This window comes from Bradyrhizobium sp. USDA 10063, from assembly GCF_054063735.1.
In genome coordinates, this window is sequence record NZ_JBSSGP010000002.1 from 2,066,259 (window position 1) to 2,088,458 (window position 22,200).

At 65.5% G+C, this 22,200-nt stretch carries 24 protein-coding genes; 8 read left to right on the forward strand and 16 right to left on the reverse strand.

Annotated elements, in window-relative coordinates; genetic code table 11:
- Position 1: 1 nt before the first annotated feature.
- The 6 genes from ACVJGD_RS12165 to ACVJGD_RS12190 form a co-directional block, all read right to left on the reverse strand.
- Entirely contained in the window at positions 2-1,168 is a 1,167-nt protein-coding gene (locus tag ACVJGD_RS12165; RefSeq protein ID WP_456634566.1) for an ABC transporter permease, read from the reverse strand.
- Between the two features lie 6 nt (positions 1,169-1,174).
- The gene (locus ACVJGD_RS12170) at positions 1,175-2,122 is read right to left on the reverse strand and encodes an ABC transporter ATP-binding protein (RefSeq protein ID WP_456634567.1); all 948 of its coding nucleotides are present in this window, start codon (positions 2,120-2,122) and stop codon (positions 1,175-1,177) included.
- Positions 2,119-2,904 carry an HlyD family secretion protein gene (locus ACVJGD_RS12175; RefSeq protein WP_456634568.1) on the reverse strand — a complete coding sequence of 262 codons (786 nt, stop codon included), beginning with the start codon at positions 2,902-2,904 and terminating at the stop codon, positions 2,119-2,121. Before ACVJGD_RS12175 ends, ACVJGD_RS12170 begins: the two co-directional genes overlap by 4 nt.
- Positions 2,901-3,614: a TetR/AcrR family transcriptional regulator gene (locus tag ACVJGD_RS12180; RefSeq protein ID WP_456634569.1), complete on the reverse strand. Its 714-nt coding sequence runs from the start codon at positions 3,612-3,614 to the stop codon at positions 2,901-2,903. Before ACVJGD_RS12180 ends, ACVJGD_RS12175 begins: the two co-directional genes overlap by 4 nt.
- A gap of 235 nt (positions 3,615-3,849) precedes the next feature.
- On the reverse strand, positions 3,850-4,875 hold the full coding sequence (gene adhP / locus ACVJGD_RS12185; protein WP_456634570.1) for an alcohol dehydrogenase AdhP: 1,026 nt from the start codon (positions 4,873-4,875) through the stop codon (positions 3,850-3,852).
- Positions 4,876-4,990: 115 nt separating this feature from the next.
- A complete protein-coding gene (locus tag ACVJGD_RS12190; protein ID WP_456634571.1) occupies positions 4,991-5,383 on the reverse strand; it encodes a DUF4189 domain-containing protein in 393 nt (130 codons plus the stop codon).
- Between the two features lie 159 nt (positions 5,384-5,542).
- Between ACVJGD_RS12190 and ACVJGD_RS12195 the strand changes: the two genes are divergently transcribed.
- Positions 5,543-6,718, forward strand: coding sequence for an IS110 family RNA-guided transposase (locus tag ACVJGD_RS12195; RefSeq protein WP_456632918.1), 1,176 nt, complete (start codon positions 5,543-5,545; stop codon positions 6,716-6,718).
- 423 nt (positions 6,719-7,141) lie between these two features.
- Here the strand turns inward: ACVJGD_RS12195 and ACVJGD_RS12200 are convergent, their stop codons facing one another.
- The 8 genes from ACVJGD_RS12200 to ACVJGD_RS12235 all read right to left on the reverse strand — a co-directional run bounded on the left by ACVJGD_RS12200 (position 7,142) and on the right by ACVJGD_RS12235 (position 14,010).
- Positions 7,142-8,746 carry an NTP transferase domain-containing protein gene (locus ACVJGD_RS12200; RefSeq protein WP_456634572.1) on the reverse strand — a complete coding sequence of 535 codons (1,605 nt, stop codon included), beginning with the start codon at positions 8,744-8,746 and terminating at the stop codon, positions 7,142-7,144.
- A complete protein-coding gene (locus ACVJGD_RS12205) occupies positions 8,743-9,444 on the reverse strand; it encodes an XdhC family protein (protein ID WP_456634573.1) in 702 nt (233 codons plus the stop codon). The genes ACVJGD_RS12200 and ACVJGD_RS12205 overlap by 4 nt, the downstream gene beginning before the upstream one ends.
- 2 nt (positions 9,445-9,446) lie before the next feature.
- Positions 9,447-9,770, reverse strand: a complete 324-nt coding sequence (locus ACVJGD_RS12210) for an XdhC family protein (protein ID WP_456634574.1) — start codon at positions 9,768-9,770, stop codon at positions 9,447-9,449.
- Positions 9,771-9,783: 13 nt separating this feature from the next.
- A complete protein-coding gene (locus ACVJGD_RS12215; protein ID WP_456634575.1) occupies positions 9,784-10,986 on the reverse strand; it encodes a vWA domain-containing protein in 1,203 nt (400 codons plus the stop codon).
- A gap of 108 nt (positions 10,987-11,094) precedes the next feature.
- Positions 11,095-12,003: an AAA family ATPase gene (locus ACVJGD_RS12220; protein WP_456634576.1), complete on the reverse strand. Its 909-nt coding sequence runs from the start codon at positions 12,001-12,003 to the stop codon at positions 11,095-11,097.
- A 37-nt stretch (positions 12,004-12,040) separates the two neighbouring features.
- Complete coding sequence (locus ACVJGD_RS12225) at positions 12,041-12,847, reverse strand: FAD binding domain-containing protein (protein WP_456634577.1); 807 nt, start codon at positions 12,845-12,847, stop codon at positions 12,041-12,043.
- A 52-nt stretch (positions 12,848-12,899) separates the two neighbouring features.
- Positions 12,900-13,385 carry a (2Fe-2S)-binding protein gene (locus ACVJGD_RS12230; protein ID WP_456634578.1) on the reverse strand — a complete coding sequence of 162 codons (486 nt, stop codon included), beginning with the start codon at positions 13,383-13,385 and terminating at the stop codon, positions 12,900-12,902.
- 178 nt (positions 13,386-13,563) lie between these two features.
- Complete coding sequence (locus tag ACVJGD_RS12235; RefSeq protein ID WP_454619895.1) at positions 13,564-14,010, reverse strand: SRPBCC family protein; 447 nt, start codon at positions 14,008-14,010, stop codon at positions 13,564-13,566.
- A gap of 190 nt (positions 14,011-14,200) precedes the next feature.
- On the opposite strand from ACVJGD_RS12235, the gene ACVJGD_RS12240 reads away from it, so the two are divergent.
- The 3 genes from ACVJGD_RS12240 (at position 14,201) to ACVJGD_RS12250 (ending at position 16,993) form a co-directional block, all read left to right on the forward strand.
- Positions 14,201-15,559, forward strand: a complete 1,359-nt coding sequence (locus ACVJGD_RS12240) for a 3-carboxy-cis,cis-muconate cycloisomerase (RefSeq protein ID WP_456634579.1) — start codon at positions 14,201-14,203, stop codon at positions 15,557-15,559.
- A gap of 146 nt (positions 15,560-15,705) precedes the next feature.
- Positions 15,706-16,662 carry an alpha/beta fold hydrolase gene (locus ACVJGD_RS12245; RefSeq protein WP_456634580.1) on the forward strand — a complete coding sequence of 319 codons (957 nt, stop codon included), beginning with the start codon at positions 15,706-15,708 and terminating at the stop codon, positions 16,660-16,662.
- Positions 16,601-16,993: a carboxymuconolactone decarboxylase family protein gene (locus ACVJGD_RS12250; RefSeq protein ID WP_282527254.1), complete on the forward strand. Its 393-nt coding sequence runs from the start codon at positions 16,601-16,603 to the stop codon at positions 16,991-16,993. The genes ACVJGD_RS12245 and ACVJGD_RS12250 overlap by 62 nt, the downstream gene beginning before the upstream one ends.
- Here the strand turns inward: ACVJGD_RS12250 and ACVJGD_RS12255 are convergent.
- Complete coding sequence (locus ACVJGD_RS12255; RefSeq protein WP_456634581.1) at positions 16,973-17,500, reverse strand: hypothetical protein; 528 nt, start codon at positions 17,498-17,500, stop codon at positions 16,973-16,975. The two genes, ACVJGD_RS12250 and ACVJGD_RS12255, sit on opposite strands and share 21 nt — an antisense overlap.
- Positions 17,501-17,703: 203 nt before the next feature.
- Positions 17,704-17,865: a hypothetical protein gene (locus ACVJGD_RS12260; protein WP_456634582.1), complete on the reverse strand. Its 162-nt coding sequence runs from the start codon at positions 17,863-17,865 to the stop codon at positions 17,704-17,706.
- Positions 17,866-18,233: 368 nt separating this feature from the next.
- Here ACVJGD_RS12260 and ACVJGD_RS12265 point away from each other — a divergent pair, with 368 nt between their 5' ends.
- The 4 genes from ACVJGD_RS12265 to ACVJGD_RS12280 are packed head-to-tail and all read left to right on the forward strand — an operon-like array spanning position 18,234 to position 22,049.
- Positions 18,234-19,151, forward strand: coding sequence for a branched-chain amino acid ABC transporter permease (locus ACVJGD_RS12265; protein WP_456634583.1), 918 nt, complete (start codon positions 18,234-18,236; stop codon positions 19,149-19,151).
- 11 nt (positions 19,152-19,162) lie between these two features.
- A complete protein-coding gene (gene livM / locus ACVJGD_RS12270; RefSeq protein WP_456634584.1) occupies positions 19,163-20,488 on the forward strand; it encodes a high-affinity branched-chain amino acid ABC transporter permease LivM in 1,326 nt (441 codons plus the stop codon).
- Entirely contained in the window at positions 20,485-21,318 is an 834-nt protein-coding gene (locus tag ACVJGD_RS12275; RefSeq protein WP_456634585.1) for an ABC transporter ATP-binding protein, read from the forward strand. Before livM ends, ACVJGD_RS12275 begins: the two co-directional genes overlap by 4 nt.
- A complete protein-coding gene (locus tag ACVJGD_RS12280; RefSeq protein ID WP_456634586.1) occupies positions 21,315-22,049 on the forward strand; it encodes an ABC transporter ATP-binding protein in 735 nt (244 codons plus the stop codon). Before ACVJGD_RS12275 ends, ACVJGD_RS12280 begins: the two co-directional genes overlap by 4 nt.
- The last annotated feature ends 151 nt before the right edge of the window (positions 22,050-22,200 follow it).

Genomic DNA, 22,200 nt, shown 5'->3' on the forward strand with positions numbered 1-22,200 from the left:
CTCAATCGAGCGTGCGACGGAAGCGTGTCACGGCGATCGTCATCGCCACCAGCATCAGTACAATGAGTGCAATCGTGTCGTATTGCAGGTTGGCGGGGCCGGCGCCCTTGAGCATGATGGCGCGGACGATGCGGACGTAATGGGTCAGCGGCAGGCCCTCGCCGAGATATTGTGCCCAGACTGGCATGCCCGCGAACGGAAACATGAAGCCGGAGAGCAGGATGCTCGGCAGGAAGAACATCATCGAGAGCTGCATCGCCTGCAACTGGTTCTGCACGATGGTCGAAAACGTATAGCCGATCGAGAGATTGGTGGTGATGAACAGCGTGGTCAGCGCCGCCAGCAGGAGCACGCTGCCAAGGATCGGGACGCCGAACAGCAGCACGCCGATGCCGACGATCAGCGAGGCCTGCACGAAGCCGACAATCACATAAGGGATGATCTTGCCGAACATCACCTCCACCGGCTTGATCGGCATCGAGAGCAGGCTCTCCATGGTGCCGCGCTCGATCTCGCGCGTCACCGACAGCGCGGTGAAGATCAGCATGGTCATGGTCAGGATGGTGCCGACCAGGCCCGGCACGATGTTGAGCCGCGACTCCGCGGCCGGGTTGTAGCGGGCATGCGTCCTGATCTCGAACGGCATTTCCGGGGGATCGCCGGTGCGCAGATCATGCTCCAGCGCGGTCTGCACCAGCGCGCCAAGCGCGCCGAGCGCAGATCCCGCCGCCACTGGATCGGTGGCGTCGGCCGCGACCAATAGCGCCGGCTTGTCGCCACGCCGTACCGCGCGCTCGAAGCCGCGCGGGATCTCGACGCCGAACAGCACCTTGCCGGATTTCAGGAGCTCGTCGAACTCGGCGACATCGTGCACTTCGCGGGTGAAGCGGAAATAGGCGGTGTTCTCCATCGCCTTCAGGATCGAGCGCCCGAGATCGCTGTCCTGCTGTACTAGCACCGCCGTCGGCAGATGGCGCGGCGTGGTGTTGATGGCATAGCCGAACAGCAGGAGCTGCATCACCGGGATCATCACGATCATGGCGAAGGAGACGCGGTCGCGGCGGAGCTGGATGAATTCCTTCACCAGCATCGCATAGCTGCGTCGCCAGAAGCCGAAGGCCGGCTCCCTTGCCTCAACGGTGGGATGGATTGCCTCGATCGCGCTCATTGGAGATTATCCTTGGAAATTATCCTTGGAGCGGCCCATGAGATCGATGAACACGTCTTCGAGCGACGGCTGGCTGTCCTGCCAGTGCCAGCGCGGATTATCGCGATACGGCGCAATGGTCGCATCCAGCGCCGCCTTGTCGCGGCCGGAGACGTGCAGGCTGGTGCCGAACGGCGCCACCATGTCGATGCCGTCCTTGCCGGTGAGTTCGCCCGCGAGCCCGTTGAGCTCGTCGCCGGAGACGGTATAGGTCGAGAGCGCGGATTCCGCGATCACCTCTTCCACCGTCCCATGCGTCAGCAGATGGCCATAGGCGATATACGCAATCTCATGGCAGCGCTCGGCCTCATCCATGTAGTGCGTGGAAACCAGCACGGTCAGGCCCTCGGCAGCAAGCGCGTGGATCTCGTTCCAGAAATCGCGCCGCGCCTTGGGGTCGACGCCGGCGGTCGGCTCGTCGAGCAGCAAGAGTCTCGGATTGGGCAGCGTGCAGGCACCGAGCGCAAGCCGCTGCTTCCAGCCGCCGGAGAGATTGCCGGCAAGCTGCTCCTCCCGACCGTTCAGCCCGATGCGCGCGATCATCTCGCGCGCGGCGCCGCGCGCGTCAGGCAGGCCGTAGAGCCGCGCGACGAATTCCAGATTCTCGCGCACCGAGAGGTCCTGGTACAGGCTGAAGCGCTGCGTCATGTAGCCGACCTGGCGTTTGATCCGATCGGCATCGCGGCGGATATCGTAGCCGAGGCAGGTGCCATTGCCGCTGTCGGGCGTGAGCAGGCCGCAGAGCATGCGGATGGTCGTGGTCTTGCCGCTGCCGTTGGGACCGAGGAAACCGTAGATCGAGCCGCGCCTGACCTGCATCGACAGATCATGCACGACCTCGCGGCCGCCGAACGATTTGGTCAGGCCATGGACATCGATGGCGATGTCGGGCGTATGGTTGGTGGCCGCGCTCATTGCCGATCCGCTACCGGCGTCTTCGGATTGAGATAGACGCTGATCGGCTGCCCGACGCGCAAGGCATCCGGCCGGCTCGGCCGCGCCTGGATCAGGTAGACGAGCTTGTTGCGCTCATCGAGGCTGTAGATCACGGGCGGCGTGTATTCCGCCGTGGTGGCGATGAAATAGATCTTCGCCGTGAGATCGGCGGCGCAATTGTCGCAGACCACACGGACCTGGTCGCCGATTGAAAGCTTCGGCAGTTCGGTCTCGGGCACAAAGAAGCGCAGCTTCATGTTGCCGGGCGGCATGATCGAAAGCACCGGCCGCTGCGCCGCCACCATCTCGCCCTCGCGGAAATAGATCTGCTGGATGGTGCCGGCGACCGGCGCGAAACCCTTGCGCCGCGCCAACCGCGTCTCCGACGTGTTGACCTTTGCTTCGGCCACGCGCAGCGCCGAGACGGCGGCGTCAAGATTGGCCTGCGTGCCTGCGCCCGTCCCTCTCAGCGAAGCGGCGCGGTCATAGGTCTGCTGCGCATTGGCAAGCGTGGCCTTGTTCTGATTGAGATCGGCCTGCTGCAGGTCGTCGTCGACCGAATAAAGCAGTTCGCCGACCTTGACCTCCTCGCCTTCGCGCACGTTGAGCTTCGTCACGCGGCCGGCTTCGTCCGGGCTGACAAAGATCATGTCGGCCTCGACCCATCCCTGGAAACCGGGATCGCGGCGTTCCTGGCAGCCGGCGAGCGCCGCGGCCAGCGCTACCATCGCCAGAATTTTCGCCAGGCGCGACGAAATCATGTCGTCCTCCGTTCGCCGAAGATCAGATCGAGATGAACGCGAAACATCTCGATCGCATCCAGTGGCGAATGCCGGCTGAACATGCTCTGCCAGATCACCGCGACCAGTGCCGGCGCGATCATGATCTGCGGGTAGCGCGCCAATTCCTTGTTGCGGATCTCGCCGCGCGTGATCCCAAGCTCGATCAAAGCGCGCATGCCGGCGATCCCGCGCGAGACCACTTCACGGAAATAGAAATCTGCGATCGCCGGAAAGCGCGGCCCTTCGGCCATGATCAGGCGCACGATGTCGCCGCGCGACGTGGACGCGACCTCTCGGATAAACATTTGCGCAAAGCCCTCCACCACCTCGCGCACCGATCCGTGGAGCGGCGCCGACGGGGCCATGCGGCCGATCAGCGGCACCAGCGCGGTACGGATCAATTCCTCGAACATCGATTCCTTGTCCTTGAAGTGGAGATAGATCGTGCCCTTGGCGACGCCGGCCCGCTTGGCGATGTCGTCGAGCCGGGTCGCGGCAAAGCCCCGCGCGACGAACTCCTGCATCGCCGCCTCCACGATTGCAGCCCGCCGCTCCGCCGCGCGCTCGGCGCGGTTCGGCCCGCCGCCGGCGAGTTTGGGCGAGACCACTTTTGACACCCTGGCGCGCGCCGCCCTGCTGGCGGGCCGGCGGGCCTTGGACGGAGCGGAGGGTTTAGTGCGCTGTTTCATAGTTACAATTATGACTGACTAGTCAGTCATTGTCAATTGCCGCGAGCTCGGTTCCACCTCTCCCGCTTGCGGGGGAGGTCGGCGCGTAGCGCCGGGTGGGGGCTCTCTCCACTGGGGGACTCGATCTGTCGGGATTCATGTCGGTCCGACCCCGTGGAAGCACCCTCACCCCGCCCTCTCCCGCAAGCGGGAGAGGGAGCGCAGCTCTCGCGTGGATCAGTTCGCTCTCGCCGCCCTAAGCAAAATCCAGCACCATGCGGCCGTCGATCTTGCCGGACTTCATCCGGTCGAAGATGTCGTTGATCTTCTCCAGCGGCGCCTTGGTGATCTCGGCGTGCACCTTGCCGTCGGCGGCGAAGGCGATGGCTTCGTCGAGATCGCGGCGGGTGCCGACGATCGAGCCGCGCACCGTGATGCGCTTCAGCACGACATCGAAGATCGGCGTCGGGAATTCGCCGGGCGGAAGACCGACGAGGCTGACGGTCCCCTTGCGGCGGACCATCTTCAGCGCCTGCGCGAACGCAGCGGTGGACACCGCCGTCACCAGCACGCCGTGCGCCCCTCCCCCGGTCGACGCCAAAACTTTCTCCACCGCCGTGTCGGACAGCGCATTGACGGCGAGATCGGCGCCGGTGGTCCGTGCAAGCTCAAGCTTGTCCTCGGCGATATCGACCGCGGCCACCTTGAGCCCCATCGCCTTCGCATATTGGATCGCGACATGGCCGAGGCCGCCGACGCCTGATATGACGACCCACTCGCCGGGCCGCGCTTCGGTCTCCTTCAATCCCTTGTAGGTCGTGACGCCCGCGCACAGGATCGGCGCCACCTTTGCAAAATCAATGTTGGCCGGCAATTTCGCGGTGAAGGCGGCCGATGCGATGACGTATTCGGCGAAGCCACCGTTCACGCTGTAGCCGGTGTTGTGCTGATGCTCGCACAGGGTTTCCCAACCGGTCTCGCAATACTCACAGCGCATGCAGGCATCATGCAGCCACGCGACGCCTACGGCGTCACCAACCCTGAGATTGGTCACATCAGGGCCGACCGCTGCGACGATGCCGGCAGCCTCATGGCCGGGAATGAAAGGCGGAACCGGCTTCACCGGCCAGTCGCCGGACGCGGCGTGCAGATCGGTGTGACATACGCCGCAAGCTTTCACCTTGACCAGGACTTCACCCGGACCTGGCTCGGGCACTGGCACATTCTCGATCTCGAGCGGCTTGCCAAAATTTCGGACAACAGCAGCTTTCATGGTCGGCATCTGTCTGCTCCTTCGCTTTGGAATGCAGACTAGCGGCCACCAACCTCCCGCCCTTTGATCGGTGTCAAACTACGCGACGGAACCGCGATTGTGACAACGCGACGACTTGCGAAAATCACCCTCTGGCGTCGCAGGCCCAGGCGCGGATCACGCATTCCTTGCCGCCATACTCATAGCACTTGCGGGTGGCGGCATTCAGCGAGCTCGAGATCTTCGGCTCCACAGCGTAGCCGTGGGCGCCGCAGGGATTCGTCATGTCGATGGAGAACGCAGCGCAGGCACGCTTCATGGTGACGGTGGTGCATTCGCCCTTGCACTGCTTCAACGCCGCGGCGCGCGCCTGCGCTTCGGCAGCATAGTCATAGGCATGGCCGTAGGCGCCGCATTTTCCCACGGCGAACGCACCCGCCGCCCAGCTCTCGGTGATGAAGCGCGTCGCGGCCAACAGCAGCGTCAGCGCAAGAATGAACAACGCGCGGCGTTGCGCGGCCCTCGTCGAGACGATCACTTTCCCCACCCCCAGACAGTCGGCGGGAACTCTAGCCGCCGGACGTTTCCACTTGGTGAACGGGAGGTTGAAGACGATCGACGTGTAGATTCCATGGGGCGGTGAGCGCGCCCTTTCCGGTAGGTTTGGGTTTCCACACTCGAACCATCGGAGAGTCTGATGCAAGCATTGACCAAGAACACGCCCACCGCCGGGCATTGTGGCACGATTTTCGTTGCGATCGAACTGAGTCAGAAGACGTGGCTGGTGACGCTGCACAGTCCGGATCGGGACCGGATATCGCGCCACAAGCTGGAAGGCGGCGATCACGCCGGGCTGCTGGCGCTGATCGAGCAGGTCAAGGCCCGGGCGACTGCGAAGCTTGGAGCGGCGCCGCGGGTGGTGAGCTGCTACGAGGCTGGCTATGACGGCTTCTGGCTGCACCGGCTGCTCGCGGCGGCTGGGATCACCAACTTCATCTTCGACCCGGCGAGCATCGCGGTGGAGCAACGGGCGCGGCGGGCGAAGACAGACCGGATCGATGGCGAGCTTCTGCTGCGCACCTTGATGGCTCATTTGCGAGGCGAGCCGCGGGTGGTGCGGATCGTCCGGGTGCCGAGCGTGGCCGAGGAGGACGCCCGGCGCGCCAGCCGCGAACGCGAACGACTGGTGAAGGAGCAGACGGGGCACACCAACCGGATCAAGGCGCTGCTGCGCCTGTTGGGCATGGCGGCCGGCACCTTGCGACGACGGACCTGGCTCGCCTGGCTGGAGCAGCAGCGGGACTGGCAAGGGCAGCCGCTGCCGCCGCAGCTTCTGGCCGAAGTGAAGCGCGAGCATGCCCGGCTGATGCTGGTGCGCGACCAGCTCAAGGCGCTGGAGCAGGCCCAAGTCGCTACAGAAGTCGCGGCAGAAGTCGCGGCGGAAGCCGCCGCGGCGCCGGCGCCGATGGCGAAGCGACGGGATCAGTTGCAGCAGCTCAAGGCGCTCGGCCCGGCGTTTGCCGCGACGCTGGTGAACGAGGTGTTCTACAAGGACTTCCGCAACCGGCGCGAGGTCGCCAGCTATTGCGGATTGGCGCCCAGTCCCTGGCAAAGCGGCAGCATCGATCGCGAGCAGGGGATCAGCAAGGCCGGCAACCGGCGCGCCCGCCACAAGACGATCGAACTGGCCTGGCTCTGGCTGCGCCATCAGCCGGACAGCGCGCTCAGCCGCTGGTTCCGCACCCGCACCGAAAACGCCGGCAAGCGCGCCAAGCGCATCGCCATCGTCGCGCTGGCGCGCAAGCTGATCGTGGCGCTGTGGCGCTATCTCACCACCGGCCTTGTTCCGGAGCAGGCCGTGATGAAGGCCTAGCACCGGACCACGCCACCAGGGCGAGGCGGCTCCGCGCCGCGCGCCCCGTACAGGATGGATGATGACCGTGCCACCCAGGGGCCCAACCAGGCCGCTTTGTAGATGGGTCTCATCCTCTTGGCTTCCTCGCCGCAAGCATGCGGAATGTGGGTACGGATCAGCCGATCCGACCGGATATGAGGTGATGCAGTGAGCTGCAGAAATCTTCGGAAGCCAATCCTCGCCCGGGGCCCGGTCGTCGCGCTGCGCTACGCATGGCTCCGCGCGCCGCCCTCTCACTGCAAAAACCCAACCCGCACCGGTTCAAGAGCCTTGACTCACAAAGCCCCATATGAGGGTGGGCAAAGCGAAGCGTGCCCACCATCCAGAGCAGGGAGCGTGACGGTGGGCACGCTTCGCTTTGCCCACCCTACGCAGCTACGCTTACGCCCCGCGCGCGGCTTCGAGGGCTTGCGGGGTGTCGATGTCGAGGAAGGCGCTCTCGCCGTCGACGGGGACTTCGGCCACCGCTTCGGCATGCTTGGCGATCAGGTGGCGCGCCCCGATGTCGCCGTCGAGCGTCATCAATTCCTTGAAGAAGCGGCGCGACCACAGCACGGGATTGCCGCGCCTGCCCTCGCTGACAGGCACCGCGATCAGATGGCCGCGGTCGGGCGCAAAGGTCTCGATCAGACGATCGATCAAGGACGCATCGATCAGCGGCATGTCGCCGAGGCAGATCACGGCGCCGTCGACGCTGTCGGACACCGCTGATATCCCCGCCTTCACCGAGCTCGCGAGCCCGCCGGCGAAATCCGGATTGCGCACGAATTTCACCTTCAGCCCCTGCAGCGCCTGCTCGACCAGTTCGGCCTGATGGCCGGTGACGACGATCACTTCCGAGGCCTTCGACGCCAGCGCCTGTTCGGCCGCGATCCTGACCAGCTTCTTGCCGCTGATCTCCGCGAGCAGCTTGTTGGGACCGCCCATCCGCGTCGAGCGGCCGGCGGCGAGCACGATAGCGGCGACATTGCGGTTGCCTTCGGTGTCGGAGCCCGTGCGCGGCTGCGGCCGCGTCACGATCTCCATCAAGAGCCCGCCGACGCCCATGCCGGTGAGCTCTGCGCGCGTGACCTTGATCCCTGCAAGCAGGCGCATCAGCACCCAGTCGAATCCGTTCTCGACCGGCGAGCGCGCGCAGCCAGGCGCACCCAGCACCGGCACATTCCCCGCGCTGCCGATCAGGAGCAGATTGCCCGGATCGACCGGCATGCCGAAATGCTCGACCGCGCCGCCGATCCCGGTGATCGCCGCGGGGATCACGTCACGCCTATCAGCGATCGCGGAAGCGCCGAACACGATCACGAGCTCGGCACCGAGCGCGAGCAATTCCTTGATCGAGGCAGCCAGTGCCTTCTCTTCATGCGGCACGCGGCGCTCGGCGATGACACTGGCGCCCGCGGGTGCCAGCCGCTCGGCGGTGACGCGCAGCGTCTTCTCGATCACCTTCGGCGCCAGCCCCGGCAGCATCGTGGAGACTACGCCGACCTTCTTGATGACATAAGGCGCGACCCGCAGCGTCTCGCGGCCAGCCACTGCGACCGCCGCGTCGCGCAAGCGCGCTTCGACACCAAAAGGAATAAGCTTGACGGTGGCGATCATCTCGCCTTCGACCACCGGCTTGAACGCGGTCAGCGTGGCGAGCGTGATCGCCTCATCGACGTCATTGATGCGATCGACCGCGGCACGGTCGACCACCAGCACGCCGGCGCGTGCCGCGAACAAATTGGCGCGGCCGGTGAAGGCACGCTCGACGTTGACGCCGTCGCCGGCAATGGCCTGCGCGATGCTGGCCGCGGCGGCGTCCTCGGAGACATCGCCCTCCTCCAGCCGCACGACGACGATTTCCTTCACGCCGGCCTTATCCAAGGCTTCCACTTCGGCAGGGCCGATCGTGGTGCCCTTCTTCAGCACCAGCGATCCCTGCCGCAGGGTGTGAACGGTGACGCCGCCAATCGCGTCACGCGGACTGGCAGGCCCGAACCTCATGCCGCAACTTCTTTCTCTTTCGGCGGCAGCCGCAGCGTCGCGGTGATCTCCGCCATGATCGCGACCGCGATCTCCGACGGCGACACCGCACCGATGTCGAGCCCGATCGGCGCATGGATGCGCGCGATGTCGCTCTCCTTCGCGCCCTGGGCGCGCAGCCGTTCGCCGCGCTTGGCATGCGTCTTCCGCGAGCCGAGCGCCCCGATATAGAAGCAGTTGCGCTCGAAGGCGTGCAGCAGCGCGGGATCGTCGATCTTGGGATCGTGGGTCACTGCGACGAAGGCCGTATAGGGATCGACGTTGAGCGGCGGCAACGCGACGTCAGGCCACTCCGCAATCAACGGCACGTCGGGAAAGCGTTCGGGGCTCGCAAAGGCCGTGCGCGGATCGACGACAGTGACGTCATAATCCAGCGATCGCGCCAGCGGCGCCAGCGCCTGGCTGATATGGACGGCGCCGACGATCACGAGCTTTGCGGTCGGCGCGTAGACGTTGAGGAACAGCTTCTTGCCGCCGACCTCGACGTTGGTGCTCTTGCCCATGCGCAATGCCTTGGCAAGCTCGGCATTCAAGGGATCGGCGGCAAAGTCCTTGGCCTTCACCAGGCGCTGCTCGCCATCAGCGGTATCGGTGACGACGATCACCGGGCGCCGTGCGGCGCGCTCGGCATTCAGCTCTTTCAGCGTTTCGAGCTTCACGGCTAGCCTACCTTCTCGACGAAGACGCGGATGGTGCCGCCGCAGGACAGGCCGACATTCCAGGCGGTCTCGTCAGCGACGCCGAATTCGAGCATCTTTGGCTGGCCGCTCGAGATCACATCGAGCGCCTCGGTCACCACGGCGCCCTCGACGCAGCCGCCGGAGACCGAGCCCAGGAACGTGCCCTCGTCGTTGATGACGAGGCTCGAACCCGCCGGTCGGGGCGCCGAGCCCCAGGTTTCGACCACGGTGGCCAGCGCCACCCCGTGGCCGGCCTTCTGCCAGTCCTCAGCCGCCTTCAGGATGTCCTCGTCGCGATTGAGCATTTGAAAACCCTCTTCAAGCTACGGAGCGGATCAGGCTGCGATGATGAGGCGGCGGGGGGGCCGAAAGCGCCTCGATCAGCCCCTGGATGGAACTCAAGTTATGTACCGGGCGGAATTCGTCAACGTGGGGCAGCATCATTTTGATGCCCTGCGCCTTGGCCTCGAAGCCGCTGTAGCGCAGCAGCGGGTTGAGCCAGATCAGGCGGCGACAGGAACGGTGCAGCCGGTCCATCTCGAAGGCAAGCTTGGCGTCCGCCTCGCGCTCCAGCCCGTCGGAGATCAGCAGCACGATCGCCCCCTGCCCCAGCACCCGCCGGGCCCACAGCTTGTTGAACGTGTGCAGCGAGGTCGCGATCCTCGTGCCGCCGGCCCAGTCCTCGACGCTCGAGGAGCAGCTTGCCAGCGCCTCGTCGGGATCGCGCTGGCGCAGCGCCCGCGTCACATTGGTCAGCCGGGTGCCGAACAGGAACACCGAGACGCGCTTGCGGGCGTCGGTGATGGCATGCAGGAAGTGCAGGAACAGGCGGGTATATTCGCTCATCGAGCCGGAGATATCGAGCAGCGCCACGATCGGCGCCGGCTTGTCGATGCGGCCGAGCTTGCGGATGTCGACGATCTCCCCGCCGGTGCGCAAGGAGTTGCGCACGGTGCGGCGCATGTCGAGCCGGAGGCCGCGGGCATCAGGCTGGTAGCGGCGGGTCTCCAGCTCGGCCTGCGGCAGCCTCATCTTGGCGATGGCGCGGGTGACCTCGGTGATCTCGGCCGCGCTCATCTGCGCAAAATCCTTCTTCTGCAGGATCTCGCGGTCGGAGACCGAGAGCTTCAGTTCCTGCGCCTGCTCCTGCGGCCGCTCCTCGCGGCTCGCCGGGTGCGACAGCGCTTCCTGCACGCGGCGCGAGGCCGGCGGCGGCTTCTTCTTGGCGTGGTCGGGCAGCGGCACCGAGTCCAGCATGCTCTTCCACTCCTCGGCGGCGCGGAAGAACAGGTCGAAGGCCTGGGCAAAGATCAGCGCGTGCTCGTGGCGCTTGACGAAGATCGCTTCCAGCGTGGCGTAGAAATCGGCGCGGCTGCCGACTTCGATCAACTGCAGCGCATTGAGCGCATCGATCACCGAGCCCGGCCCGACCGGCAGCCCGGCCGCCCGCAGCGCGCGGGCAAAGCCGACGACATTGTCGGCCATGTGCCCCGTCGGCGGCGCAAGGTGGTTGATGGGCATCGGTGGCGACCTTGTCATTCCGGGGCATGCGAAGCATGAACCCGGAATCCAGAGATTGTGGCGCGAGATTCCGGGTTCGCGCTCCGCGCGCCCCGGAATGACGAATGACTAACTGTCGCTCGTCGCTTCCTTCAAAACCTTCTGCAGCGTATCGCCCTGCATGCGCGCGATGTCGTCCTGGTACTTCAGCAGCGCACCGAGGGTGTCGCCGACCACCTGCGGCGTCAGCGAGCGGGCATCGAGCTCAGAGAGCGCAGTCGCCCAGTCGATGGTCTCGGCGACGCCGGGCGACTTGTAGAAATCCTGGTCGCGCAACGCCTGCACGAAGCGCACCACCTGCTGCGACAGCTTGGCCGAGATGTTCGGCACCCGCGACTTGACGATCGCGAGTTCGCGCTCGGCGGCAGGGTAATCGACCCAGTGATAGAGACAGCGCCGCTTCAGCGCGTCGTGGATCTCGCGGGTGCGGTTGGAGGTGATGATCACGATCGGCGGCGCCGGCGCCTTCACGGTGCCGAGCTCGGGGATCGTCACCTGGAAGTCCGACAGGATTTCGAGAAGATAGGCCTCGAACGCCTCGTCAGCGCGGTCGAGCTCGTCGATCAGGAGCACCGGCGGGCCGGCGACGTCAGGCTCCAGCGCCTGCAACAGCGGCCGCTTGATCAGGAAACGCTCGGCGAAGATGTCGCTCGCAAGCTGGTCACGGTCGGTATCGCCCGAGGCCTCCGCCAGGCGAATCGCGATCATCTGTGACGCGCTATTCCACTCGTAGACCGCGGAGGCGACGTCGAGACCCTCATAGCATTGCAGGCGGATCAGCTTCCGCCCGAGCGCTGAAGACAGCACCTTGGCGATCTCGGTCTTGCCGACGCCGGCCTCGCCTTCCAGAAACAGCGGCCGGCCCATGCGCAGCGCCAGATAGGTCACGGTCGCGAGCGACCGCTCGGCGAGATAGCCGCGCGAGGTCAGGAGCTCGAGCAGCGCATCGACGGATTTCGGTAACGCCGATGCGGTCATGGGAAAGCCGGTGTTGGAGCCAAGGCAGCCTGCACTATCACGCTTTAGCGTTAGCAGCTTCGACCGCCCGGCGCGCCAGCACCCCGATCAAATGCGCGCGATATTCGGCGCTGCCATGCAGGTCGCTGTTCAGCCCTTCCGGGGATACGTTGATGCCCTCCAGCACCTTGGGCGAGAACCGCTTCTTCAGCGGCTCCTCGAAGGCTGCGACGCGGAACACGCCGTCCGAGCCGGCGCCGGTGACGGCGACGCGGACGTCCGACGGCCGCCGTGCCACGAACACGCCGACCAGCGCATAGCGCGAGGCCTGGTTGCGGAACTTCACATAGGCCGCCTTCTTCGGCACCGGGAACATCACCTTGGTGATGATCTCGTCGCCCTCGAGCGCGGTCGAGAACAGGCCCTGGAAGAACTCTTCCGCCTTGAGCCGGCGCTTGTTGGTGACGATGGTCGCGCCCAGCGCCAGCACGGCGGCCGGATAGTCCGCAGTCGGATCGTTATTGGCAAGCGAGCCGCCGATGGTGCCGCGATGGCGCACGGCCGGATCGCCGATTCCGCCTGCGAGTTCGGCCAGCGCCGGGATCGCCTCGCCGACAACGGCGGAGCTGGCGACGTCGGCATGCTTGGCGGTGGCGCCGATCACGAGCGCGCGGCCCTTCATCTCGATGGTGTCGAGGCCTTCGACGTGGGAGAGGTCGACCAGATGCGGCGGGCTCGCGAGCCGCTGCTTCATGACAGGCACCAGCGTGTGGCCGCCGGCGATCAGCTTGGCATCCTCGTTCTTCACCAACAGATTGGCGGCCTGTCGCACGGTCGCCGGACGATGATACTTGAATTCATACATTGGAATATCCCGGAAATAGCTTCAAATCGCGATCGCGGTCGAAGCGTCAGATTCAAGCGAGATCGGACTTCGCCATCGCCTTGGCGCCGGCGGCGATCGAGGCGACGATGTTCTGATAGCCGGTGCAGCGGCACAGATTGCCTTCGAGCTCTTCGCGGATCACCTCGTCGGAGAGCTCGTGGCCCTTGCGATGCACCATGTCGACCGCGGTCATGATCATGCCGGGCGTGCAGAAGCCGCACTGCAAGCCATGATGCTCGCGGAACGCTTCCTGCATCGGATGCAGCGGCCCGCCATCCGGCGCCAGTCCCTCGATGGTCTTGACGTCGTGGCCGTCAGCCATCACCGCGAGCGTGGTGCACGACTTCACGGCCTTGCCGTCGAGATGCACGACGCAGGCGCCGCATTGCGAGGTGTCGCAACCGACATGGGTCCCGGTCAACCGCAGGTTTTCACGCAGGAATTGGACGAGAAGGGTACGGGGGTCGACATTGGCGGTGACGGGATTGCCGTTCACGATCAGGGAAATCTTGGCCATCAGCACTCTCTTGATCTGCCCTGCCGCATATCGACAGAACAGGCGTTTATAACCGTTCCAAAGCCATAATATGGGCCATCACCGCAATGGGCAACCTCGCCCGTCGCATGGCCGGATGACGTCGTGCCGTTTTGGCGCGGTTGTGCAGCGCCGCTAGTCTTTATTCTAGAGAGAGCTTTCAGCCCTGCACGGCCTTGGCGAAATTCGCGAAGAATTCATCGGCCAGTTTCTTGGCCGTGCCGTTGATCAGGCGCTGGCCGAGCTGGGCGAGCTTGCCGCCGATCTGCGCCTCGACGTTGTAGCTCAAGAGCGTGCCGCCATCCTTGTCGGCAAGCGCGACCGTCGCGCCGCCCTTGGCGAATCCGGCAACACCGCCCTCGCCTTCGCCCGAGATCTTGTAGCCGTTGGGCGGATCGAGATCGCTCAGCATGACCTTGCCCTTGAAGCGCGCCGAGACGGGGCCGACCTTCATCTTGGCAACGGCGCGAAAGCCGTTGTCCTCGGTCCTCTCCAATTCCTCGCAGCCGGGGATGCAGACCTTCAGCACCTCGGGATCGTTGAGCTTGGCCCACACGGCCTCGCGCGGCGCCGCAAGCTGGACCTCGCCGTTCATCGTCATTGCCATGAGAGCCTCCCCGATCGCATCAAACCGACACCCAAGTAAAGCACAGCAGCCACAAAGGAAAGACCGACATCCGACCACGAGCGATGCATATTCGCAGCGCAGCAAAACGGAGGCCGCCCTTGTGATGGGCCAGACTCGATCAAAGAAGGGCCATTGGCAGGGCCGGCCTGGAATGATTAGGTCGCGCGCGATGAGCACATCCCTCTCCCCGCTGCTGGCACCGCTGCTGTCAAGCGCCGCGATGCGCGCAGTGTGCGACGATGCCGCCTATCTGCAGAATATGCTCGATTTCGAGGCAGCGCTGGCGCGCGCCGAAGCCGCGATCGGCGTGATTCCGAATGCCGCAGCCGGCCCGGTCGGCGCAGCCTGCAGGGCCGAATCATTCGATCTCCCGGCGCTCGCGGAGGCCGCCGTTCGGTCCGGTAACCTCGCGATTCCCCTGGTCAAGGCGCTCACCGCCGAGGTCGCCAAAGCCGACAAGGAGGCCGCGCGCTACGTGCATTGGGGCGCGACCAGCCAGGACGTCATCGACACCGCGACCATGCTCACCCTGCGCGGTGGCATCGATGCGCTGCTCACGGAGCTCGATCGGGCCATCATGGGCTTTGCCAAACTCGCCCGCCAGCATCGTGACACCGCGGTGGTCGCGCGCACCTGGCTGCAGCACGCGCTACCGATGCCGTTCGGCCTCAAGCTCGCCGAATATGCCGCAAGCCTGCACCGCTCGCGCAAGCGTCTGCAGCGCCTGCGCCGCGAGGCATTGGCCCTGCAATTCGGCGGCGCCGCCGGCACCCTCGCCGCGCTCGGCGACAGGGGCATGGCGGTAGCCGAAAAGCTGGCGCAGGAGCTCGACCTGCCGTTGCCGGAGGCACCCTGGCACACCCACCGCGACCGCATAGCAGACATTGCTTCCGCCTTTGCCATCCTCGCCGGTAGCTGCGGCAAGATCGCCCGCGACGTGTCCTTGATGATGCAGACCGACGTCGCCGAAGCCTTCGAGCCGTCGGGCGAAGGCCGCGGCGGCTCCTCCACGATGCCGCACAAGCGCAATCCGGTTGCCGCCGCAACCGCGCTCGCCGCCGCCACCATGGCCCCCAATCTCACTGCCACGATCCTCGCCGCGCAGGTGCAGGACCACGAACGCAGCGCCGGCCCCTGGCACGCGGAATGGCCAACCCTGCCGACGCTGATGCTGGTCACCTCGGGCGCGCTCGCCGCCACCGTCGAACTCGCCGAGGGCCTGGAGGTCGACGCCGCGCGCATGCGCGTCAACCTCGATGCGACCAGGGGGCTGATCATGGCGGAAGCGGTGTCGATGGCGCTCGCCGAGAAGCTCGGCAAGAGCGAGGCGCACCATCTGATCGAAGCCGCCAGCAAGAGGGCCGTTGCCGAGCAGAAGCACCTGCGCGACGTGCTGACGGCGGATCCACAGATCACCGCGCAGCTTGCCGCGGACCGAATCGAAAAACTTTTCGAGCCGATGTCCTATCAGGGCGCCTCGCAGGCGCTGATCGACCGCCTGCTCGCCTCGCTCAAGGATTTGTCGTAAGACCTCCGCTGTCATTCCGGGGCGTTCGAAGGACGAGCCCGGAATCCATTTCTCCGCCTGCGCATGCGGCGCGATGGATTCCGGGTTCGCGCTACGCGCGCCCCGGAATGACGGAGCGTGTGGAAAGAAATGAGGGAACGCAGACCATGCCGATGATCGACGCCGACGGATGCCTGCTCAACGTCCAGGTCGAAGGCCGCGACGGCGGACCGACACTGATGCTGTCCAATTCGCTCGGCTGCACCTTGCAGATGTGGGAGCCGCAGATGAAGGCGCTGACGCAGGTGTTCCGCGTCATCCGCTACGACCGGCGCGGCCACGGCAAGTCGCAGGTTCCTCCCGGCCCCTATTCGATGGAGCGTTTCGGCCGCGACGTGCTGGCGATCCTCGACGACCTCAACATCGAGAAGACCCATTGGTGCGGCCTGTCGATGGGCGGCATGGTCGGGCAATGGCTGGGCGCCAACGCGCCCGAGCGCTTCGGCAAGATCATCCTCTCCAACACCGCCTGCCACTATCCGGACCCGACCAACTGGCACAACCGCATCAAGGCGGTGAAGGAAGGCGGCCTCGCCGCGGTCGCCGACACCGTGATCGCCGGCTGGCTGACCGCCGATTTCCGCGAGCGCGAGCCGCAGATCGCCGCCCGGATGAAGGCGATGCTGCTGGCCTCGCCTGCCGAAGGCTACATCGCCTGCTGCGAGGCGCTATCGACGCTCGACCAGCGCGAGCTGTTGCCGAAAATCAAGAGCCCGACGCTGGTGATCGCCCGGCCGCCACGACATGGCGACCCCGATCTCGGCCGCGGAATTCATCCGCAGCCGTATCCCCGGCGCCAGCATGACGATCCTCGATGCCGCGCATATTTCCAACGTCGAGCAGTCGCACGCCTTCACCGAAGCCGTCGTCGGCTTCCTGACGCAACGCTAGGTGCCAACAAGGCCGTCATTGCGAGCGAAGCGAAGCAATCCATAGTGCCGCTTGTGGAGATGTGGATTGCTTCGTCGCTTTCGCTCCTCGCAATGACGGGAGGAGACAATCATGGACGACGACAAGCGCCGCGACGAGGGCATGACCCAGCGCCGAAAGGTGCTCGGCAATGAATGGGTCGACAAATCCATCGCCAACCGCAACGCGTTCAATACCGACTTCCAGGACCTGATCACGCGCTACGCCTGGGGCGACATCTGGACGCGGCCGCATTTCGACCACCGCACGCGGCGCGTGCTTGTCATCGGCACCATGGTCGCGCTCGGGCAGTGGGATGAGTTCCGCCTGCATGTGCGCGCAGCCCTCACCGAAGGCGGCTTCTCGCCCGACGACATCAAGGAGATCCTGCTGCAGCAGGCGATCTATTGCGGCGTGCCCGCCGCCAATCATGCGGTGAAGGAAGCGTCGGCGATCGTCGCGGAGCTAGGGCTGTTGAAGCGATAGCTCGCCAACCGGCGCGTCTACGCGGGCCTCGTCCCGCACCTCGGCCACCCGCGGCGCGGCGCCCTCGACCAGCAGTACGATGCCGATGCCGAGCAGCATCAGAAGTTCAGTCGCGTGCAGCCGCAGCGCCTCGGCCTCGCCGACCAGGGACGCCGCCACCATGCTGACGAAGCTGAGCACGCTGCCGAGCGCCAGCGCCATCCCGAGCGTTTCATCGCCGCTGCCGCGCTCGCGGACCGAGCGGCTCGCAAGCAGCACCAGGTACAGCGCGAAGAAAGCAATGGTGGTTATCCGCGCCAGCGCCAGCAGCCAGGCGACACGCACGCTCGCCACGCCCGACAGATGCAGATGATCGCTGATGAAGAACCCGATCGACACGCTCGGCCGTTCATAGAGGCCGCGGACCGGCGACACCAATATCTGGTAGGCGATGCTCGTCCAGGTCGGGATGAAATAGGCCGCAAGCAGCGCGCCGCTGAATGAGCTGATCCGCCAGTTGGTCGACATCTGCCGCTCCCCGCTGTTCCGCTCGCCCGACGCCGCGATGGCGGTTCGGAGCGAGGTAACTTCGTTGGAAGTGAAGCGGCAATCTAAACCCTTTGTTAACCTTAATTGGGGCGGCCGCCGTGGAGATCGTCCAAAATGAGTGTCCAAAAAGAAAGTCCCGCCTTTCGGCAGGACTTTCCTTTGGCTCTCGCTTGGACGGGAAACTAGCGCCCTTGGCCCGGGTTCTGGCCTTGGCCGGGGTTCTGGCCCTGACGGTTCGGGTCCTGCTGCTGCTGGCCGGGCTTGGTGCCGCCGCCCTGCTGCTGGCCGGGCTTCTGGCCCGGATTTTGATTCTGCTGACCCGCGTTCTGGTTCTGATTGGCCATTCGCGATCTCCCTGATTGGACCTGGCCCACTCGGACCAGGCAGAGGCCAACGCAGGAACCAGGACCCCGTTTCGGCGGGAACCGTCACGTCACGGTGAGCGAACGTTGAATGAGGAACCGGCAGCAAAACTACCTCTGTACAAGCCCTTGAAGCCGCAGCTCCCGCTGTTGCCGCCCAAGGGGTTCCACTGTTAGAAAATGAGACGACGCGTCGGACAAGGTTGCTGGGAGCCCTCGCCGCGTCGCTCCTCGGATGGCGTTTTCAAGCGAAGTGGATACCGGTTCGCGTGAAGAGAACGCGTCAAACCAACCCAGGGCTTGTCGGGTTCTGATCCGGTCAGAACCGAACCAGCTCCAAACGGCAGCGCATGGATTATTTCGCCCAACAACTCATCAACGGCCTCGTGCTCGGCTCGATCTATGGGCTGATCGCGATCGGCTACACCATGGTCTATGGCATCGTCGGCATGATCAATTTCGCCCATGGCGACATCTTCATGATCGGCGGTTTCATCGCGCTGATCTCGTTCCTGGTGCTGGTCTCGTTCGGCCTCACTGCGATCCCGCTGGTGCTGTTCGTCGTGCTGCTGGTGTCGATGGCAATCACCGCGCTCTATGGCTGGACGGTGGAGCGCATCGCCTACCGGCCGTTGCGGCATTCGTTCCGCCTGGCGCCGATGCTGTCGGCGATCGGCATGTCCTTCGTGCTGACGAACTTCTCTCAAGTCGCCCAAGGCGCCCGCGTGAAACCGGTGCCGCCGATCATCACCGGCGGCTATACGCTGCATGAGGGCCCGAGCGGCTTCAACGTGCAGCTCTCGAACATCCAGATCATCGTCGTGCTGGCGACCGTGGTGCTGCTCGCGCTGTTCACCTGGCTGGTGTCGCGCACGCGGCTTGGGCGCGACATGCGTGCCTGCGAGCAGGACCAGACCATGGCGGCGCTGCTCGGCGTCGACGTCGACCGCACCATCTCCATGACCTTCGTGATCGGGGCAGCGCTCGCCGCCGTCGCCGGCATGATGTACCTGCTCTATTACGGCCTGGTCGATTTCTTCATGGGCTTCGTCGCCGGCATCAAGGCCTTCACCGCCGCCGTTCTCGGCGGCATCGGCTCGCTGCCCGGTGCGATGCTGGGGGGATTGGCGATCGGGCTGATCGAGACGTTCTGGTCGGCCTATTTCTCGGTCGAGTACAAGGACGTCGCCGCCTTCTCGATCCTCATCGTGGTCCTGATCTTCCTTCCGACCGGCCTGCTCGGCCGGCCTGAAGTCGAAAAAGTCTGACGGGCGTCCGCGTGACCGCGTCAACGCTCGAGAAGCAACCGGCGCCGCGCGCGAGCGGCGCCGCCTTCATCCTCAAGAAGGCCACGATCAGCGCCCTCGTCGCGCTGGTGCTGTTCTCGCTGATGATCGGCGTCCGCACCGAAGCCGGCCCGCAGGGCGGGCTGATCTACTGGACGCGGTTCGGCGATCTCGCCGCCATCGTCGCCGCCGTGTTCGGCGGCAGCATCGTCGTCGAACTGCTGCGGCAATGGTGGGGCCCCGCCGACAAGGTCCGCGTCGTTCCGCCGGCGCTGCAAAGCGCGGTCTCGTTCGCCGGTCGCCTGATCGCGCCGGCGCTCCTGATCTTCACCTTCCTGGTCCCGGTGATCTTCTACGACCAGCGCTACATCCTCGATCTTGCGATCCTGGTGCTCACCTATGTGATGCTCGGATGGGGATTGAACGTGGTCGTCGGCCTCGCCGGCCTGCTCGATCTCGGCTATGTCGCCTTCTACGCCGTCGGCGCCTATTCCTATGCGCTGCTCGCCACCAATTTCGGACTGTCGTTCTGGGTCTGCCTGCCGCTCGCCGGCATCCTCGCGGCGTTCTGGGGCGTGCTGCTCGGATTTCCCGTGCTCAGATTGCGCGGCGACTATCTTGCGATCGTGACGCTGGCGTTCGGCGAGATCATCCGCCTCGTCATCATCAACTGGCAGAGCCTCACCGGCGGGCCGAACGGCGTCTCCGGCATCCCGCGGCCGACCCTGTTCGGCATTCCGCTCACGCCGGGCGAAGACGGGCTGGCGGCACGGCTCGGCATCGAGTTCTCGCCGACGCACCGCATCGTCTTCCTGTTCTACCTGATCCTGGCGCTCGCGCTGCTCACCAACTGGGTCACGATCCGCCTTCGCCGCCTGCCGATCGGCCGCGCCTGGGAGGCGCTGCGCGAGGACGAAGTCGCCTGCCGCGCGCTCGGCATCAACACCACCACGACCAAGCTCACGGCCTTTGCGACCGGCGCGATGTTCGGCGGCTTTGCCGGCGCGTTCTTTGCGACGCGCCAGGGCTTCATCAGCCCGGAATCCTTCACTTTCCAGGAATCGGCGCTGGTGCTTGCGATCGTCGTGCTCGGCGGCATGGGCTCGCAGCTCGGCGTGGCGCTGGCCGCGCTCGCGATGATCGGCGGTTTCGAGCTGTTCCGCGGCTTCGACCAGTACCGCATGCTGGTGTTCGGGATGGCGATGGTGCTGCTGATGATCTGGCGGCCGCGCGGGCTGATCGGCCATCGTGCGCCCACCGTCTATCTCGAACGCAACCAGGCGATCTCCTCCGACCTCGTCAAGGAGGGCCACGGATGAGCGGCGAAACCATCCTCTCCGTCGATTGCCTGTCGATGCGGTTCGGCGGCATCGTCGCCGTCAACGATCTCTCCTTCGATGCCGGGCGGCGCAAGATCACCGCGCTGATCGGCCCGAACGGCGCCGGCAAGACCACCGTCTTCAACTGCATCACCGGCTTCTACAGACCGAGCGGCGGCTCGATCGCCCTCACCCATGACGACGGCAAGACGATCCAGCTCGAACGTCTGAACGATTTCCGCATCTCCAAGCAGGCGCGCGTCGCCCGCACCTTCCAGAACATCCGCCTGTTCCCCGGCATGACCGCGCTGGAGAATCTGATGGTGGCGCAGCACAACGCGCTGATGCGCGCCTCGGGCCTCACCTTCCTCGGCCTGATCGGCGCACCATCCTGGCGCAGCGCGGAAGCGCGCGCGATCGATCTGGCGCGCACCTGGCTGACGCGCATCGGCCTGCTCGATCGCGCCGACGACGCCGCCGGCAACCTTCCCTACGGCGACCAGCGGCGGCTCGAGATCGCGCGCGCGATGTGCACCGAACCTGCGCTGCTCTGCCTCGACGAGCCGGCCGCCGGCCTGAACGCGCGCGAGAGCGCTGCGCTAAGCGAGCTGCTGCTCTCGATCCGCTCGGAACTCGGCACCTCAATTTTGCTGATCGAGCACGACATGTCCGTGGTGATGGAGATTTCCGACCACGTCGTGGTGATGGATTACGGCGTCAAGATCGCCGAAGGAACCCCGCAGGCCGTGCGCGACGATCCCAAGGTGATCGCCGCCTATCTCGGCGCCGACGAGGAAGAAGCGATCGCCGTCATGGAGAGCGGGTCATGACCTCTCCTCTGCTCGCGATCCGCGGCCTGCGCGCCGCCTATGGCAAGATCGAAGCGCTGAAGGGCGTCGATCTCGAGATCAATGGCGGCGAGATCGTCGCGCTGATCGGCGCCAACGGTGCTGGCAAGTCGACGCTGATGATGACGATCTTCGGCAAGCCGCGCGCCCGCGCCGGGCGGATCGAGTTCGACGGCTGTGACATCACCGCCGTGCCGACGCATCAGATCGCGCGCCTGCGTATCGCGCAATCGCCGGAGGGACGCCGGATCTTTCCGCGCATGAGCGTCGCGGAAAACCTGCAGATGGGCGCCGACGTGACCGAATGCAGCGAAGCGGAACGCGCCGCGGTGCTGGAACGCGTGTACACGCTGTTCCCCCGTCTGAAGGAACGCATCAACCAGCGTGGCGGAACGCTCTCCGGCGGCGAGCAGCAGATGCTGGCGATCGGCCGCGCGCTGATGAGCCGGCCGCGCCTGTTGATGCTGGACGAGCCTTCGCTCGGCCTTGCGCCGCTGATCGCGCGCCAGATCTTTGACGCGATCCGCACCCTGAACCGCCAGGATGGCCTGACCGTCCTGATCGTCGAGCAGAACGCCAACCACGCGCTGAAACTCGCCCATCGCGGCTACGTCATGGTCAACGGCCTGATCACGCTGTCCGGAACCGGCAGCGAACTGTTGCAGCGGCCGGAGATCCGCGCTGCCTATCTGGAAGGCGGGCGGCGGGGCTAGCCCGTCGGACAAGATCCTGCGGCAAGATGCTGCGAAGGGACCGGGCATCTGCCTGAAAATTGCCGATGACTTCATGGCAAATTCAGTCGACAATGCCCTTGGTTTCGCATCCGGGGCCGCCGGGTGCTTCCCTCAAGCGATGACCACGGGG

What these genes read in the sequence shown, in the direction of transcription:
- ACVJGD_RS12275 (WP_456634585.1), top strand. Translation starts at nt 20,485, where the DNA reads ATGAGCGGCGAAACCATCCTCTCCGTCGATTGCCTGTCGATGCGGTTC.
- ACVJGD_RS12280 (WP_456634586.1), top strand. Translation starts at nt 21,315, where the DNA reads ATGACCTCTCCTCTGCTCGCGATCCGCGGCCTGCGCGCCGCCTATGGC.
- ACVJGD_RS12255 (WP_456634581.1), bottom strand. Translation starts at nt 17,500, where the DNA reads ATGTCGACCAACTGGCGGATCAGCTCATTCAGCGGCGCGCTGCTTGCG.
- adhP (WP_456634570.1), bottom strand. Translation starts at nt 4,875, where the DNA reads ATGCCGACCATGAAAGCTGCTGTTGTCCGAAATTTTGGCAAGCCGCTC.
- ACVJGD_RS12180 (WP_456634569.1), bottom strand. Translation starts at nt 3,614, where the DNA reads ATGAAACAGCGCACTAAACCCTCCGCTCCGTCCAAGGCCCGCCGGCCC.
- ACVJGD_RS12260 (WP_456634582.1), bottom strand. Translation starts at nt 17,865, where the DNA reads ATGGCCAATCAGAACCAGAACGCGGGTCAGCAGAATCAAAATCCGGGC.
- ACVJGD_RS12165 (WP_456634566.1), bottom strand. Translation starts at nt 1,168, where the DNA reads ATGAGCGCGATCGAGGCAATCCATCCCACCGTTGAGGCAAGGGAGCCG.
- ACVJGD_RS12230 (WP_456634578.1), bottom strand. Translation starts at nt 13,385, where the DNA reads ATGGCCAAGATTTCCCTGATCGTGAACGGCAATCCCGTCACCGCCAAT.
- ACVJGD_RS12175 (WP_456634568.1), bottom strand. Translation starts at nt 2,904, where the DNA reads ATGATTTCGTCGCGCCTGGCGAAAATTCTGGCGATGGTAGCGCTGGCC.
- ACVJGD_RS12240 (WP_456634579.1), top strand. Translation starts at nt 14,201, where the DNA reads ATGAGCACATCCCTCTCCCCGCTGCTGGCACCGCTGCTGTCAAGCGCC.
- ACVJGD_RS12210 (WP_456634574.1), bottom strand. Translation starts at nt 9,770, where the DNA reads ATGCTCAATCGCGACGAGGACATCCTGAAGGCGGCTGAGGACTGGCAG.
- ACVJGD_RS12250 (WP_282527254.1), top strand. Translation starts at nt 16,601, where the DNA reads ATGGACGACGACAAGCGCCGCGACGAGGGCATGACCCAGCGCCGAAAG.
- ACVJGD_RS12220 (WP_456634576.1), bottom strand. Translation starts at nt 12,003, where the DNA reads ATGACCGCATCGGCGTTACCGAAATCCGTCGATGCGCTGCTCGAGCTC.
- ACVJGD_RS12215 (WP_456634575.1), bottom strand. Translation starts at nt 10,986, where the DNA reads ATGCCCATCAACCACCTTGCGCCGCCGACGGGGCACATGGCCGACAAT.
- ACVJGD_RS12200 (WP_456634572.1), bottom strand. Translation starts at nt 8,746, where the DNA reads ATGAGGTTCGGGCCTGCCAGTCCGCGTGACGCGATTGGCGGCGTCACC.
- ACVJGD_RS12170 (WP_456634567.1), bottom strand. Translation starts at nt 2,122, where the DNA reads ATGAGCGCGGCCACCAACCATACGCCCGACATCGCCATCGATGTCCAT.
- ACVJGD_RS12235 (WP_454619895.1), bottom strand. Translation starts at nt 14,010, where the DNA reads ATGGCAATGACGATGAACGGCGAGGTCCAGCTTGCGGCGCCGCGCGAG.
- ACVJGD_RS12245 (WP_456634580.1), top strand. Translation starts at nt 15,706, where the DNA reads ATGCCGATGATCGACGCCGACGGATGCCTGCTCAACGTCCAGGTCGAA.
- ACVJGD_RS12265 (WP_456634583.1), top strand. Translation starts at nt 18,234, where the DNA reads ATGGATTATTTCGCCCAACAACTCATCAACGGCCTCGTGCTCGGCTCG.
- ACVJGD_RS12225 (WP_456634577.1), bottom strand. Translation starts at nt 12,847, where the DNA reads ATGTATGAATTCAAGTATCATCGTCCGGCGACCGTGCGACAGGCCGCC.
- ACVJGD_RS12195 (WP_456632918.1), top strand. Translation starts at nt 5,543, where the DNA reads ATGCAAGCATTGACCAAGAACACGCCCACCGCCGGGCATTGTGGCACG.